Below are 15603 nucleotides of genomic sequence, written 5' to 3' on the forward strand. Positions count from 1 at the left end.
GGCCTAGCTTCCGCCCGAAGGCCAGGACCGGCACCCGTTGGGAGGAGGTTCCCTGCTTCGGTCGCATTGCAGGCCCGAATCCCGCCCGGACAGCCGCCGATTCACCCACAATGCCCGCATGGCCTCACAATAGGCGGCCAGTTCCGGAACGATGTCCCCATGCGCAAGACCTACCAGCTCAACCTCGAAGGCAAGAACCGCGACCGTCTGCTGGAAGCCAGCAAGAGCGATATCCGCAAGTACATCCGCCGCGAGCGCCGCAAGGACCTGCCCGAAGGTGCGGACTATTGGGACTTCGACATGCGCTTCGGGGTGGACGAGGCCAGCGCCGCGCCGCTGCCGCCGGCCGAGTTGATCCGCGCGATCAATGCGCTGACCGGCGAAGGCGGCGACCAGTTCTTTGTGGAAATCCTGCGCAAGCCCGCCAAGCGTGTTCCGCGTGCCGATGGCGATGCGCTGGCCGGTGGCGAGCTGGATTTCGAGCAGGACTGAGGTCTTCGCTCTCCTCCCGTGGCGGCGCACCGCTGCGGGACGACCAATCCCTGTCGCGTTGTGACCGGCGCCGGATCGAATGCATTTCGCGTACCGTCTTGCGGATGCCAGTGGCACGGCTCACACGAAGGTTGTAGTGCTCCAGCGAGCGCTTTCAGGTGGCTTATGGACGATTGCCTGGCCTGCTGGTGATACGTAGCGGCATCTGCCGCTCGCGCTAAGAGCGGCTAACAAAACAGCTGTGCAACCGCCAGGCGGGCGCGGCCGGTGTTAGGAATCGGACTCGTACACTAAGGTCCTGAGCGCGCCGTCCAGACCCAGCTGACGACTGCTCGCTACGTTTTGTTAGCCACTCTTAGCCATTCGAGTGGCTATGCACATCAGGTGACAACTGCTCGCTGCGGCGTGTCGGCCGCTCTCAGCCCGGCTTGTCGAGCTGTGCCTGTGCCACGGCGCGTAGTTTGTCTTTCTTGCTCGGCCGTTTGCCTTTGATGCCGCCGTTATCGTCCGCTGCGCGCGCGTCTGCGGCTGGGGTATTTTGTGCGGCGGCCTCGGCCGGGGTCGGCTCGAAGCCTTCGATCACGCTGGTCGGTACGCGCAGGCCCTGACGTTTTTCGATCAGGCGCCATTGCTGCGCGTTGTCGGCAGTGATGAAGCTGATCGCCAGCCCGCTGGCGCCGGCGCGCGCGGTGCGGCCGATGCGGTGGGTGTAGTCCACGGTGGAGCGGGGCAAGTCGTAGTTGACCACCGCCGGCAAGGCGTCGATATCGATGCCGCGCCCGGCCAGATCGGTGGCCACCAGCACTTGCACCTCGTGCTGTTTGAATGCGTGCAAGGTGCGCTCGCGGCGGCCCTGACTCAATTCGCCATGCAGCGGCTGGGCGTTGATACCGGTCTTGGTGAGTTTTTCGGCGACCTTGTCGGCGGTGTGGCGGCTGGCGACGAACACCAGCACATGCGACCAGCCGTGCTCGGTCAGCAGGTGCCGCAGCAGTTGCGTGCGTTGGCCGGCATCCACCGCGATGGCGCGCTGTTCGATCGCCGGGGCCTGCTCGGGTGTGGCTTCGATGGTGATGCGCAGCGGGTCGCGCAGCCGGCGTTTGGCCAGCGCGGCGATGGCCGGCGGGTAGGTGGCAGAAAACAGCACGCTCTGCCGTTGCGCCGGCAGCAACGCCAGGATGCGATCAAGCTCGGCGCCGAAGCCCAGCTCCAGCAGGCGGTCGGCTTCGTCCAGCACCAGTGTGGCTACCTCGCCCAGGCGCAGCGCGTTGTGATCAACCAGATCCAGCAACCGGCCGGGCGTGGCCACCACGATGTCGGCGCCGCCGCGCAGCGCCAACAGCTGCGGGTTGATCGAACTGCCGCCGGTGGCGACCACCGTCTTCAAGCGGCGCGGCAGATGCGCGGCCAGCTGACGTAGCGTGTCGTCCACCTGTGCGGCGAGTTCGCGCGTGGGCACCAGTACCAGCGCACCGAGCACGCGCGGCGCGGTGTCCGGGGCCAGGCAGCGCTGCTGCAGCAGCGGCAACGCATAAGCCAGCGTCTTGCCCGAGCCGGTCTGTGCCATCGCAATCAGGTCGCGCCCGGCCAGCATCGGTGGGATGGCCTGCTGCTGGATTGGCGTGGGCGTGCGATGACCGGCCTTGCTCAGCGCGGTGTCGAAGAACGGCTGCAGCTGCGGCGACAGCGAGAGATGGGCAAATGACATGCCGCCGATTATCCAGGATTGGCGATGGCGCGTGCGCGCTGGGCACTGTGGGTCGGATGGGGGTGGATCGGCATCGCGGCCAATCGGCAAGCCAACCCGTGTTGCGCGAAGACGCTGCACGCAGCGCTCTCGGAAGCGCTGTGCACAAAACAAACGCGTGCCATGCAGCTTCACTGCAACGCCGTAGGCCCTCGTCACATTGATGCGGACATGGCCCCAACATGATGGCGTCAGTGCACCTGCATGCCCACAAAAAAGCCGCCCATCTTGAGCGGCGTTGCGTGCCGTGCAGCCATTGCGTGCCCACTGCGGCTTTCGCTTCACCGGCAGCGTTGCAGGCGCAACGCCGCCGGTGGATGGGCCAGGGCGATTACTGCGCCAGTGCCAGATCGTCCAGCATGGCACGCAGGAAACGTGCGGCTTCACCGCCGGTGGCGGCGCGGTGATCGAAGGTCAGCGACAGCGGCATCACCTTGTGCGTTTCCACCCCGCCCATCACCGGGGTGAGCTGGTAACGCGCGCGGCCGGCAGCGACGATGGCCACGCACGGCGGCACCACCACCGGGGTGGCATAGCGGCCGGCGAACATGCCGAAGTTGGACAGCGAGATGGTGTAGCCGCTCAATTCGGAGGCGGCGATGCTGCGGGTTTCCACCTGCTGGCGCAACCGGTTGACGCCTTCGCGGATGCCGTACGCATCCAGCATGTCGGCATTGCGCAGCGCCGGCACGAACAGGCCTTCTTCGGTATCCACCGCAATGCCGATATCGACCTGGTTGTGCAGGGTGCGGCTGAGCGCGTCGCCGTCGAACCAGGCATTGAGCGCGGGCACGGCCTGGCACGCACGCACGATGGCGCGCACCAGACGCACGGTGACATCGTTGCCGGGCTGCCAGGCGTGCAGGTCGGCGTCGTCGTTGAGCGTGGTCGGCACCACCTTGCTGTGCGCATCGGCCATCACGCGCGCCATGTTGCGTCGCACACCCTTGAGCTGTTCGGGCTGGCCCTTGGCGACCACGCCTGGCGGCTGGGTGCGCATGGGTTTGCCGCTGGTGGAGAGTGCGGAGCGGTGCTGGCCCTCATCCGCCCTGCGGGCACCTTCTCCCGCAGACGGGAGAAGGGTCGCCGTTGCCGGTCGATCGCTGCCGTCGGCAGCGATCCCATTGGCTCTGCCACCTTCAGCGATCGAACCACCAGCTAACGAACCACCTCTCCCGCTGGCGGGAGAGGTCGGCGCGCGCTGCGTGCCGGGTGAGGGCTGCGCGGTCCCAGCGGCGGCAGCCTGCTTCACGTCGGCCAGCGTCACCGTGCCGTCCGGGCCGGTGGCGCGGACCTGCGTCAGATCCACGCGCAGCTTGCGCGCGAGCGCGCGCACCACCGGCATGGCGCGGACGCCGCCGACTGCAATGGCCTGTTCGCTTTGCACGGTGTTGGAGCTCTGCATCGCACCAACCACGGTACCGGCGTCATCGCGCTCGCCTGCTGCCTCGGAAGCTGCATTTGCGTCGGCATCGGCAATTTCGCCACCGTTGTCGGAGGCCACCACGCGGTCGGTGGGGCCCGCCGCGCTCTGTCCGGTGCTCGGCGTGGCCGCCTGCGCGCTGCCGCCGTGACCATGCCCATGACCGGTGTCCTGGCCATCGGCGCGTTGCGGCTGCGAGGCATCCAGTGCGAACTGCGCCAGCATGGAGCCGGTCACGATCACATCGCCGGCCGCACCGGCCAGCTTGACCACGGTGCCGGAAAACGGCGACGGCACCTCGACCACCGCCTTGGCGGTTTCCATCGACACCAGCGGGTCGTCCAGGCGCACCGTATCGCCCTCCTTGACGAACCACTCGACGATGGTGGCATCGGGCAGGCCTTCGCCCAGATCGGGCAGATGAAAATTCTTCGCTTCGCTCATGGCAGATTCTCTTGCACCGCAGACAGCTGCGGCGTGGTGTCGTCGAGGAGTTCCAGATCGGCTGCCGGCAGCCAGCCCTGCGCGCCATCGGCACGCTCGGACCACCACCAACCACCGTGTTCGTAGTGCAGCAACACGTCCTCGCCCTGGCGGGCATCGAGTTCGCGTGCGTCGTAATCGCGCAAGGCTTCGGCCCGGCCATCGCCCAGCGGGCGCAGCCACGCCACCGGCGCCCAGCCGGCATGGCCTTCGCCAGTGTTGACCCAGGCAAACGCCGGCCATTCTTCATCGCGTACGCCGATGCCGACCTGCTGGCCGGCACGGAAGCGGATCGGATTGGCGACTCTGGCGCGGTGATCGCAGAGCAGACGGGCGCGCATGTCAGCCAGCAGCCACCGCACGGCGCGCTGCCGTGACGATGCGCTCCACGCTCGGCAGATACTTCATTTCCAGCCGGAACAGCGGGATATGCGTGTCGTAACCGGTGACGCGTTCGACCGGCGCGAGCAGGTCGTACATCGATTTTTCGGCGAGCTGTGCGGCGATCTCGGCACCGAAGCCGGCGGTGCGCGGCGCCTCCTGCACGATCACGCAGCGGCCGGTCTTGGCCACCGATTCGGCAATGGTGTCGAAGTCCAGCGGGCGTAGCGTGGCCACGTCGATAACTTCGGCGCTGATGCCTTCGCCAGCGAGTTTGTCGGCCGCTTCCAGCGCTTCTTTGACCTGCGCGCCCCAGGTGACCAGGGTGACGTCGGTGCCGTCGCGCAGCACGAAGCACACATCCAGCGGCAAGGCTTCGCCATCGTTGGCGACCACTTCCTTGTACTGCCGATAGATGCGCTTGGGCTCCATGTAGATCACCGGATCCGGGTCGCGGATCGCGGCCAGCAACAGGCCGTAAGCGCGCTGCGGCGAGGACGGCAGCACCACGCGCAAACCGGGCACGTTGGTGAAGATGGCTTCGTTGGCTTCGCTGTGATGTTCCGGCGCGCGGATGCCGCCGCCCCACGGCACGCGCAGCACCATCGGGCAATGCAGGCGGCCACGGGTGCGGTTACGCAGGCGTGCGGCGTGGCAGATCAGGTGATCGACCATGGGATACACGAAGCCGTCGAACTGCGCTTCGGCCACCGGCTTCATGCCTTGTGCGGCGAGGCCGACGCTGAGGCCGGCGATGGTGGTTTCATCCAGCGGGGTATCGAGCACGCGCTCGCTGCCGAAGCGCTGCTGCAGGCCGGCGGTGGCGCGGAACACGCCGCCGTTGACGCCGACGTCCTCGCCCAGCACCAGCACTGCCGGGTCGTGCTCCAACTCCCAGGCCAGCGCCTGGGTGATGGCTTCGATCAAGGTGATGGGCGAACTCATGGCACTGTCTCCGCGCGTGGCTGCGGCGTTGTAGGGGGCACTGGCGTGGTGCGAGGTTTCCGCATGCACCTGCTTGAGCTCATCCATGACGCGCCTCCAGGGCCATCACTTCGGCGCGCTGCGCCAGCAACTGCGCCGGCGGGTCGCCATAGAGGTAATCGAACATGGCCTCCACCGGCTGCACCGGGGTATTGAGATAGGCGTTGACCTCTTCGTCGATACGCGCGCCGCATTCGGTCTTCCACGCGTCTTCCTGCGCCTGGTCCCACAGACCTTGCGCGGTGAGATAGGTCCGCAGACGCAGCAGCGGTTCGCGCGTCCAGGCCTGTTTGACCTCGTCTTCGCCGCGATAGCGGCGCGCATCGTCGGCGGTGGTGTGGTCGGTGAGGCGATAGGTCATGAACTCGATCACCGTGCCGCCGTCGCCGGCCAGCGCACGCACGCGCGCCTGACGCATCGCTTCGAGCACCGCGATCAGATCGTTGCCGTCCACCTGCAGGCAATGCAGGCCGCCGGCCAGCCCCTTTTGCGCCAGCGTCTGCGCACCGGTCTGCGCCGAACGCGGCACCGAAATCGCCCAGCCGTTGTTGATCACGCACAGGATCAGCGGCAGCTTGTAGGCGCCGGCCGAATTGAGTGCGGCATAAAAGTCGGTCTTGGAGCTGCCGCCATCGCCGCAGCAGGCCACGGCTACCTGCGGCTTGTTCTGCAGTTTGAACGACAGCGCCGAGCCGGCCGCATGCAGGCACTGGGTGGAAATCGGCACGCAGATCGGGAAGTCGATGGCCGCATCGGCATCGCGCGGATAATCGCTGCCGCGCTCGTCGCCGCCCCAGTACAGCAGCACATCGCGCGGACGTACGCCGCGCTCGAACATGGTGCCGTACTCGCGGTAGCTGGGCGCAAACACGTCGCCGCTGCGCATCGATGCACCGATGCCCACATGCGTGGCCTCGTGGCCCAGGCTGGCGGCGTAGGTGCCGAGCTTGCCGGTGCGCTGCAGGGCCACCGACTTGCTGTCGAAGGTGCGCACGAACAGCATGCGCTTGAACAGGGCGAGCAGGGTTTGCGTGTTGGCGGCGTCGGCCGGCAGGTCGTCGCGGACGAAGTTGCCGTCCGCGTCCATGTATTGCAGATAGTCGATCTGGAACTGCGCGGCTACGCTCATTGCGGCGACACCTTCATCAAGAAGTTTCAAATGATATGAGTTGCCATGTTAAGGACGGCGAAGCAAAACGCTGTCCTGCACCGCAACACATAATGATGCTGGCATGCACAAAAAAAGGGCGCGGACCAGGCCGCGCCCTTTGTCGCAGTAAGAAACTGCGACGTGGTGCACTGCGATCAGCGGCGGCCGGCGCCTCCTCCGATCGGGGTGACGATCAGCGCCGAATCGTTGGCCGGGTTGGCATCCGGCGATGCCGATGTGGCACTTGCCTGCACGCGGATGGCACCGTCGGCCGGGATCGGCTTGGCCGCCACGGTCAGCTGGAAGGCCAGCTGCGCGCCCGGCAGCACCACTGCCGCACTGCTGCACACGAAGCGGGCACTGCGCAGCGATTGCACCTGCTTGTCGCAGCGCCAGCCCTGCGGCGGCACCAGCTGCGACAACGCAGACACCGTATTGCCCTCGATCACCAGGCCGGGACGCTGCGCCGGCGCGGCACCGACGTTGTCCAGCAGCACGCGGTAGCTGGCGTTGAACGCGGTGGTCGGCAGACTGGCCGGGCCATCGAACCGCACCGCCAGGTCGCTACGCGGCTGCGGCCGTGCCTGCACCACGACGGCCGCGGTGTCGGTGTTGTTGTCCGGCTGCGGGTCGGGCGATTGCGAGGCCACCGAGGCGGCCAGGGTGAGGGTGCGTCCGGCCAGTTGCGAGCTAGCTTCGACCTGCGCGGCGAAGCTTTGTGCGTTGCCGGATGCCAGCGAGGCGATGGTGCAGGTGACCACAGTCTGGGTGCCGGTTTCCGGCGGTAGGCAGCTCCAACCCGGTGCCGCAGTTAGCCGTGGGCTGACCGCTGCATCGAAGGCAAATGCCACTGCTGCAAACGCTGCACTGTCGGGTCCACGGTTTTCCACATCCACACGGAAGTCGATGCGCTCGCCTTCGGTGACCTGCGCCTGTGCGGCACTGACTGCCACGCCCAGGTCCGCGTTGACTTGCGGAGTCATGCGCAACAGCACCACGGTGGGATCGTGATCCGAAAGACGCGTGGGCGTGTTGGCATCGTTGCGCGCGGTGCCGGGGAAATCGGCATTGATGCGGGCATGGCCCACCGACAGCGAGGCGATGTTGGGTGCGCGCATCAGCGCCGCGTTGGCCAGGATGTGATCCAGTGACTGCACGTTGCCATCGAAGGCGTACGAGTAGCTCTGGTCGGGCGTGTTGAACCAGGTCAGATCGGTGTAGTCCGGGTCGACCAGATCCACGCCATCGCCGCCCACCACGGTCTGCACATCCGGCGCCGGTTTGCCGGTGACGGTGCCCATCGCATCCACATAGCCGTCGTTGAACTCGAAGGCGTTGAAGTCGCCCATCACCAGCACGTTTTCCGCCGGATTGAGTTGCTGACGCGTCTGCAGCAGGCGCGCCAGATACTCGGCCTGGGCCTGGCGCTTGGCGCGGATGCGGGTGCCGGCTGCGTCGTCGGTCTCGGCGCCGTTGAGCGAGCGCTGATGCACCACGATGGCGGACAGCGGCAGCACGCGGCCGTCGGCCTGATGCACGTTGGCCGTGAGCACCAGCGGTGGACGGTCGTTGAGCAGGCTGACAGCGCCGGCCGGCTCCGTCCACGTGGTGGTCTTGCCTTCCTGCGCGATGGAAAGCACTTCCACGCGTGGCACGCCGGCGGCAACGTCGGCGGTCTTGACCAGGAAGCCGACATCGATGCCGCCGACGTCGTTGCCTTCCTGCAGGTAGGCCACGTATTGCGGATTCGGTTGGCCGGAGCCTGCCGTATCGGCATTGATGCGTGCCGCCAATGCCTGCAACACGCTGAGGTTTTCCACTTCCACCGTACCCAGGATGTCGGGCAGATGCAGATAACGGCGGATCGCCAGCGAAGCCTTGTTGAGGCGCGCCTGGAACGCGGCCGGGGTGAGCACCGGTTCGCCGATGGCCGGGTCGTTCTGGTCGTCGAAGAAACGTTCCATGTTGTAGGTGGCCACGGACACATCGTCGGCCTGCGGCATCGGTGCCGGACGCGGTTTATCCGCATCGTTGCAACTCACCTGCGGGGTGCGTTCGGGGTACAGCGTGTAGCGGCGGAAGCTGTAATCCAGCGGGCCGACCACATTGAGCACCTGGCAGCCAGCGGCCAGATCCAGCCGCTCGGCGCCGACGCCGGCACTGCCGACGGCGATCACTTCCGGGTTGGTGTTCCAGCGCGGCACGCCGACAGGCGCGGCGGCCGGCAGCGGGTCGGGCATTTGCACGCCGGGTTCGCGGAAGGCGCGCGGCACGCCGGTGACCACCGCATGGAACACGCCATTGCTGGTGGCCGTGGCGTTGGTCTCGTTGACGCTGCCGCCGGTAGGCGCATTGACGGTGAGGCTGGGCGCGGTCACGCGCATGCCTTCCAGCGCTTCGAGCTGATCGAAGGCGCCTTTGGGGTTGGGGAAGTCCGGGCGCAACAGCACCGGCGACGGCAGCGGGTTGCCGGTGGAATCGGCCAGCACGGTGACGCTGCCGCCGATTTCGGTCAGTGGCGGCTGGGTCGGGTCGGCGGTGGGCACGTATTCGATCACCGTGCCCTGCACGCGCACCCGGTTGCCGATGGCGGCCGCTTCCGGCGGGGCGCTGCCGGTATAGACGTAGACGCCTTCGGAGGTGGTCGGATCGGCGTCGGCCTCGGTATCCGGGGCCTGCAGGAAGAAGCCGGCGCTGCGGCGTGCGGTCACGATGCCGGAGGTGGCCACCACCTGGCCGTCCAGCGGCGAGCGTGTGCTCTTGCCCTGGATACTGTGGATCGGCAACAGATTGAAGTCGTCGTTGACGATGGTGCCAGTGGCACTGAGCGTGGCCGGCAACGCGCCGGTGAGGCCGCTGATCTGCAGGCTGAAGCGCTCGTCCGGCTCGGAGAGGGTGTCGCCGAGCACATCTACCGAAATAGTGGCCGTGCGGTCGCCTGCGGCAATGCGCACGGTGGTCGCGGGCAGGGCGATGTAGTCGCTGCCAGCGGTGGCGGTGCCATCGCGCGAGGCAGCGGTGAAGCTCACCCCGCCCGCACCGGCCGCCTGGCTCAGGCTCAGCGTGAACACCACGCTGCGGCTGCCGCTATTGCCTTCGGCCTGGCTGACATCGGCCAGCGTGGCGATTGGCTGGCCGCCGCCGCTGCACAGACGCGCAGCGCTGGCGCTATTGCGCGGCGTGGGCGCGCCGGTGGCGAAATCGGCCGCGTTGTTGTCGGTATCGGTGCAGCCATCGCCACCGCGCAGCACCGCCAGCGTGTTGCTGGGGGCCGGCGTGGGCGCATTGCCTTCGGCGCAGCTGGCATTGCTGCCATAGCCGACCAGATCGGCGTTGCCGGTGGGGCAGGCGCCGCTCAGTGCGGACGCGGTGGTGCTCAGCGCTACCTTGCCGGCGGTACCGCTCAGGGCCAGAGTGCCGGTGGCATCGGGCGGCGGCAGCGCTACGCTGCCGCCGCTGCCATCGGCCTGCTTGACCAGGTAATACCCGCCGGCCGGCACGCTGCCTGCCAACGGGGTGGCCTGCCAGCTGCTGCCGGCGGCCGAGGCGTACTGCACCGACCAGCCGTCGAGGCTGACCGTGGTACTGCCGATGTTGTGCAGCTCGATGAAATCGCTGCGGAGGGTGGCGCCGCTATTGCCGCCACCGCCATAGACCTGGCTGATGACGACCTGGGCATTGGCGTGGCCGGCAACTGCCAGCGCACAGAGAAATACGGCTGCACGACGCTGCAACACATGCATGAGATGAGAGTCCCCTGATCCTTGAGACGTGAAACGCTCCCCTGGTCCGGCCACGTCCCTGGCCGGCAGCGCCGTTCGATTCTGCATGAATTTGCAGACCTTGGTTGACGATACTGTGACAGCGGTGCACTGGCTGAGACTGCACTGGCGGCTGGCCGGGTGGTTCAGAAGCAAAATAAGTGCCGGCGTCGAACACGCCTGGACGTGTGGCGTTTGATGTGTCGCCGGGTCGCGCGGCATCCGGTGCAGGCACCGGCTGGCCCTTGCATGGTTCTCCAGCGCTGCAAGCAGCCTGGTAACCAAGCGACCAAGCGACCAAGCGACCAAGCAACCAAGCAACCAAGCAACCAAGCAACCAAGCAACCAGGCAACTCGGACTGTGCCCGCCGATCCCCGAACCGGGCGCAACAAAAGGCCGCAGCCATCTGCGCCGAGTCGCACCGAGATGCTTGCAAGCAACGGACGCCCGTTTCATCCATCCCGGTCGCCAGGGACGCGGCCTCACTGGCCCGATGCCTCGAATTGCCGCCGACCTCGACTGTACGCGCGGATTTTCAGTTCCACCTCGGCGACGACGCGCATTCCACTCTGAACTCGCAACAGCAAAGCCAACCGCTGACCCTGGCCCGATTCCCGATTCCCGATTCCCGATTCCCACTCCCCACTCCCCACTCCCCACCGCTGAGCTACCCTGACCGGCCCGATCCATCAGCACTGCCATGCCCGTCGACAAGAACCTGCGTGACCTGGAACCCGGCATCCACACCGATCTGGAGGGGCGGCTAACCTACGGCGGCTATCTGCGGCTGGATCAGCTGTTGTCCGCGCAGCAGCCGCTGTCCGAGCCGGCGCACCACGACGAGATGCTGTTCATCATCCAGCACCAGACCTCCGAGCTCTGGTTAAAGCTGCTGGCGCACGAGTTGCGCGCGGCCATCGTGCATCTGCAGCGCGACGAGGTCTGGCAGTGCCGCAAGGTGCTGGCGCGCAGCAAGCAGGTGCTGCGCCAGCTCACCGAGCAATGGTCGGTGCTGGAGACGCTGACGCCCAGCGAATACATGGGATTTCGCGATGTGCTCGGCCCCTCGTCAGGGTTCCAGTCGCTGCAATACCGCTATATCGAGTTTCTGCTGGGCAACAAAAACCCGCAGATGCTGCAGGTGTTCGCGTACGACCGGCAGGGCCAGGAGCGCCTGCGCGAAGTGCTCGAAGCGCCCAGTCTGTACGAAGAATTTCTGCGTTATCTGGCCCGCTTCGGCCATGCGATTCCGCAGCAGTACCAAACCCGCGACTGGACCGCTGCGCATGTGGCGGACGACGCCTTGCGTCCGGTGTTCGAGCGCATCTACGAAAACACCGACCGCTACTGGCGCGAATATGCGCTGTGCGAGGACCTGGTGGATGTGGAAACCCAGTTCCAGCTCTGGCGCTTCCGCCACATGCGCACGGTGATGCGGGTGATCGGCTTCAAGCGCGGCACCGGCGGCTCCAGCGGCGTGGGATTTTTGCAGCAAGCGCTGGCGCTGACGTTCTTCCCGGAACTGTTCGACGTCCGCACCTCGGTGGGTATGGAAAGCCGGGCGCCGCAGGGTGGTGCGGACGCTGGGAAGCGCTGAGCGAGGCAAAAAGCTTAGCAACGCAGGGGCGCGCGCGCTGAAACTCGGGAGAGCACTCACTTGGGAAAGCAGTCGCTTGAAGCCCCTCTCCCGTCTGGAGAGGGGTTGGGGTGAGGGTACGGGCCTCATCCCCGGGATCAGCCGTTTGCTGATGCTCTTATTTCGGCGATCGGCACCACCCAGCGACATCGCACCCTCATCCGCCCTACGGGCAGCTTCTCCCGGCGGGAGAAGGGGAAGCGGGCATGCGGCGGTGGGAGATGCGGGCGTTGGTTACCGCTGACCGGCAGCGCCTTGGTCGCCTTACCGATCAACCCACTGATCACCCAAAGGGCTGCCAAAAGAACATCACAAATGTGGAAATGGTGTCGCGCACGCTGGTAGAGGATACGCAGCAAACCCAACAACACCCGGCCACTTCACCCATCCCCATCACGCCGCCGACTCCGGCGAATTTGACGCGTACATGACGTCTAAGTGATCCTCGCGCGTCGCCCAGGGTTCCGCCCTGGGGCACCCAGCCATTACTGAATACGCAAGGGACACCACATGAGCGTTGACGCAACTGCGCCGACATCCGCTTCCACCCCGCCGCAGCCGCCTGCGCCTCCCGAGTTCCCCACACTGCTTGGCCACCCCCGGCCGCTGTGGATGCTGTTCATGACCGAGTTCTGGGAACGCTTTGCGTTCTACGGCATTCGCTGGGCGCTGGTGCTGTACATCGTGGCGCAGTTCTTTGGCGGCGATGCCACCGGCCAGGCGCCGGCGGGGCGTACCTACGGCGCGTATCTGGCGCTGGTGTATGCAGCGGCGATCTTCGGCGGTTATGTGGCCGACCGTGTGCTCGGTTACCAGCGCTCGATCCTGGTCGGCGCTGCGGTGATGGCCACCGGCCTGTTCCTGATCGCCATCCCCGACCACACCATGTTCGAGATCGGCCTGGCGACCGTGGTGGTCGGCAATGGGCTGTTCAAGCCGAATATCTCCACCATGGTCGGCAAGCTGTATTCGGTGGCCGATCCGCGCCGCGACAGCGGCTTCACTATTTTCTACATGGGCATCAACCTGGGCGCGATGATCTCGCCGGTGTTGACCCAGCTGCTGGCCGAAAAGGTGTTCGGTACCGAGGCCATGCCGGCTTACAAAATGGTGTTCATGGCGTCCGGCGTGGGCATGTTGATCAGCCTGGTGTGGTTCTGGATCGGCCGCGCGCAGCTCAAGGGCATTGGTGCACCCGCACCGGACGCGCAGGGCATCGGCCGTGTGCTGATGGTGCTGGCCGGCTGCGTGCTGGCGATTCCGGTGGTGTACTTCTTGCTGGCTGTCGGCGCCGATGTGCTGCAGATCGTGCTGACGGTGCTGTTTATCGGCCTGTCGGTGATGCTGCTGGTCGAAGGCATCCGCGAGGGCAAAGTGCAGCGCGACAAGGTGATCGCGATGCTGATCGTCTTCGCCTTCAACGTGCTGTTCTGGATGTTCTTCGAACAGGCCGGCAGCTCGTTCACCTTCCTGGCCGACAACATCGTCAACCGCAACTTCGGCGAGTGGACCTTCCCGACGGCGTGGTTCCAGTCGGTCAACTCGATCGCCATCATTGCGCTGGCGCCGGTCATCGCGTGGATCTGGGTCAAGTCCGGCCGCTTCAATCCGTCGATTCCGCGCAAGTTCGGCCTGGGCCTGCTGTTCAACGGCCTGGCCTTCCTGCTGCTGATGTTTGCGTTGTCCAGCCTGGTCAACGATGCCGGCAAGATCCCGTTCTGGACCTTGTTCATGGTCTACGTCATCCAGTCGGTGGGCGAGCTGTGCCTGTCGCCGATCGGCTTGTCGATGGTGACCAAGCTGGCACCGGTGCGCCTGGTCGGTTTCGGCATGGGTGGCTGGTTTTTGTCCACCGGCATCGGTAACAACCTCTCGGGTATCTTTGCCGGCCATGTCAGCGGAAGCGAAGGCATGAGCGTGTCGTCGGCGCTGGGCGGGTATACCTTCGGGTTCTGGGCGCTGGTTGGCGCCGGCGCGCTGCTGTTCCTGATCGCGCCGCTGATCAACAAACTGATGCATGGTGTGAAGTGAGGAGAAAAGCGATGCCGATCAAACCCATTGTCTGTGGCCTGCTGCTGGCCGGTCTGTTAAGCGCCTGCGGGCAGCATGCCGAGCAACAGGAAGCGCCACGGCCGCTGGATACGTCGATGCAGAAGCCACCCAGTGCCGACCCCAGCCAGCCGGTGTCCTCGGGCAACACGCCCACCGCGGCCGACATCGCAGCGGCGGCCGCGCTCAATGCGCAGTACGACCCGTCGCGCGATCCGGCCGCCGATCTGGAAACGGCCAAGGTCGAGGCCAAGCGCGGCGGCAAGCGCATCGTGCTCAACGTGGGCAACGCCGCCTGCGAGCCGTGCAAGACGCTGGACGAGTTGATGGGCGGCGATGCCGAGCTGCGCAGCTTCCGCGATGCGCACTTTGTGGTGGTCAAGGTCAATCGCGATGCGGCCAACGAAAACGCCGCGTTCCTGTCGCAGTTCGCCCAACTCAACGACTATCCGTCGCTGCTGGTGCTGGACAACGACGGCAAGCTGTTGACCACCCAGACCAGCCCGGAGCTGCGCAAGGGCGAGGGCTTCGATCGCAAGAAGCTGTTCGATTTCCTCAAGCAGTGGGCACCGCCGGAAGCCTGATTCCCTGCGAATGCGTCACACAAAAAACCCCGCACTGCTGCGGGGTTTTTTTATGAGTACCTGTCGAAGCGCAATGTCCGAAGACCACGCGGATGTGCATGGACCGTTGCATGCGATGCCCGATGACGCGAGCGGGTTGGGCATCGCTGCCTGCAATAACGCAGTGCCCGCAGCGATCGCGCAACACACTCGGCGACATCGGCGACATCGGCGTCAGCCGCGTGCCTGGCAGCGCGGCGTATCCGAGCCCAACCCGATCAACGCAGCGCTGCACGAATGCCATCTGCCGTACTGCAAAGCGAAGCTCAGTCCTTGCCCGCCATGCGCGGTAGCCCATCCTTGGCCAGCCGGTCGATCAGGCGTTCCAGCAACTGCTGTTCTTCGTCGCTGAACACCGACATCAGCCGTTGTTCCATTTCGTTGACCAGCGGTGCGACGGTTTCGTACACCTGGCGCCCGGCCGGCGACAGTGCCAGCATCGAGCGGCGGCGGTCGTCGCCGTGGGTCTCGCGGCGGATGAAGCCCCGTTCCAGCAGCCGCGCCACCGCGCGACTCACGGCAACCTTGTCCATCGCGGTGCGGTCGGAGACCTCGCTGGCCGACGAGCCCGGATACAGCGCCAGGATGGTGATCACCCGCCACTCGGGAATGGCCATGCCGTAGCGATCGCCGTAGACCTTGGCGATGTTGGCGCTGATGCGGTTGGACAGCACGCTGAGGCGATACGGCAGGAACTGCTCAAGGTTGAGCAGCACGGGATGTTGCGGCGGGTTGGAGGTGTCGTGATCGCTCATGTTGCACTGTGTCTTGATTTTGGTTTCATTTGCAACTACAAACGAGGGGTGGCCTGCGCATTCTCGCGGGTCTTCTGCCACCCCGCATAGCCCTGCGGGCCGCCTAGCGTGGAGAAAC

General features: G+C 66.0%; 11 protein-coding genes and 1 other RNA gene. 5 read left to right on the forward strand and 7 right to left on the reverse strand.

Features of this window, described 5'->3' with window-relative positions; genetic code table 11:
- The first annotated feature begins 159 nt into the window (after positions 1-159).
- The gene (locus VC212_RS03205) at positions 160-492 is read left to right on the forward strand and encodes a DUF6172 family protein (protein ID WP_323514503.1); all 333 of its coding nucleotides are present in this window, start codon (positions 160-162) and stop codon (positions 490-492) included.
- A 272-nt stretch (positions 493-764) separates the two neighbouring features.
- A non-coding RNA gene (locus VC212_RS03210) (sX9 sRNA) lies at positions 765-843 on the forward strand.
- A 67-nt stretch (positions 844-910) separates the two neighbouring features.
- Here VC212_RS03210 and VC212_RS03215 read toward each other — a convergent pair.
- The 6 genes from VC212_RS03215 to VC212_RS03240 form a co-directional block, all read right to left on the reverse strand.
- Positions 911-2200, reverse strand: a complete 1290-nt coding sequence (locus VC212_RS03215; protein WP_323514502.1) for a DEAD/DEAH box helicase — start codon at positions 2198-2200, stop codon at positions 911-913.
- 370 nt (positions 2201-2570) lie between these two features.
- Complete coding sequence (locus tag VC212_RS03220; protein ID WP_323514501.1) at positions 2571-4106, reverse strand: dihydrolipoamide acetyltransferase family protein; 1536 nt, start codon at positions 4104-4106, stop codon at positions 2571-2573.
- Positions 4103-4486, reverse strand: a complete 384-nt coding sequence (locus VC212_RS03225; RefSeq protein WP_055853298.1) for an SH3 domain-containing protein — start codon at positions 4484-4486, stop codon at positions 4103-4105. The genes VC212_RS03220 and VC212_RS03225 overlap by 4 nt, the downstream gene beginning before the upstream one ends.
- A gap of 1 nt (position 4487) precedes the next feature.
- Complete coding sequence (locus VC212_RS03230; RefSeq protein WP_055853297.1) at positions 4488-5558, reverse strand: alpha-ketoacid dehydrogenase subunit beta; 1071 nt, start codon at positions 5556-5558, stop codon at positions 4488-4490.
- Positions 5551-6639, reverse strand: a complete 1089-nt coding sequence (gene pdhA / locus VC212_RS03235; protein ID WP_323514500.1) for a pyruvate dehydrogenase (acetyl-transferring) E1 component subunit alpha — start codon at positions 6637-6639, stop codon at positions 5551-5553. Before pdhA ends, VC212_RS03230 begins: the two co-directional genes overlap by 8 nt.
- Before the next feature lie 176 nt (positions 6640-6815).
- Complete coding sequence (locus VC212_RS03240) at positions 6816-10403, reverse strand: lamin tail domain-containing protein (protein ID WP_323514499.1); 3588 nt, start codon at positions 10401-10403, stop codon at positions 6816-6818.
- A gap of 719 nt (positions 10404-11122) precedes the next feature.
- On the opposite strand from VC212_RS03240, the gene VC212_RS03245 reads away from it, so the two are divergent.
- The 3 genes from VC212_RS03245 to VC212_RS03255 all read left to right on the forward strand — a co-directional run bounded on the left by VC212_RS03245 (position 11123) and on the right by VC212_RS03255 (position 14691).
- Positions 11123-12019, forward strand: a complete 897-nt coding sequence (locus VC212_RS03245; protein ID WP_323514497.1) for a tryptophan 2,3-dioxygenase family protein — start codon at positions 11123-11125, stop codon at positions 12017-12019.
- A gap of 549 nt (positions 12020-12568) precedes the next feature.
- Positions 12569-14089 carry an oligopeptide:H+ symporter gene (locus tag VC212_RS03250; RefSeq protein ID WP_115526874.1) on the forward strand — a complete coding sequence of 507 codons (1521 nt, stop codon included), beginning with the start codon at positions 12569-12571 and terminating at the stop codon, positions 14087-14089.
- Between the two features lie 11 nt (positions 14090-14100).
- A complete protein-coding gene (locus VC212_RS03255; RefSeq protein ID WP_104614334.1) occupies positions 14101-14691 on the forward strand; it encodes a thioredoxin family protein in 591 nt (196 codons plus the stop codon).
- A 305-nt stretch (positions 14692-14996) separates the two neighbouring features.
- On the opposite strand, the gene VC212_RS03260 is transcribed toward VC212_RS03255, so the two are convergent.
- Positions 14997-15485 carry a MarR family winged helix-turn-helix transcriptional regulator gene (locus VC212_RS03260; RefSeq protein WP_055853286.1) on the reverse strand — a complete coding sequence of 163 codons (489 nt, stop codon included), beginning with the start codon at positions 15483-15485 and terminating at the stop codon, positions 14997-14999.
- Between the last annotated feature and the right edge of the window lie 118 nt (positions 15486-15603).

The organism is Xanthomonas sp. WHRI 8932A, from assembly GCF_035012785.1.
GTDB lineage: Bacteria > Pseudomonadota > Gammaproteobacteria > Xanthomonadales > Xanthomonadaceae > Xanthomonas.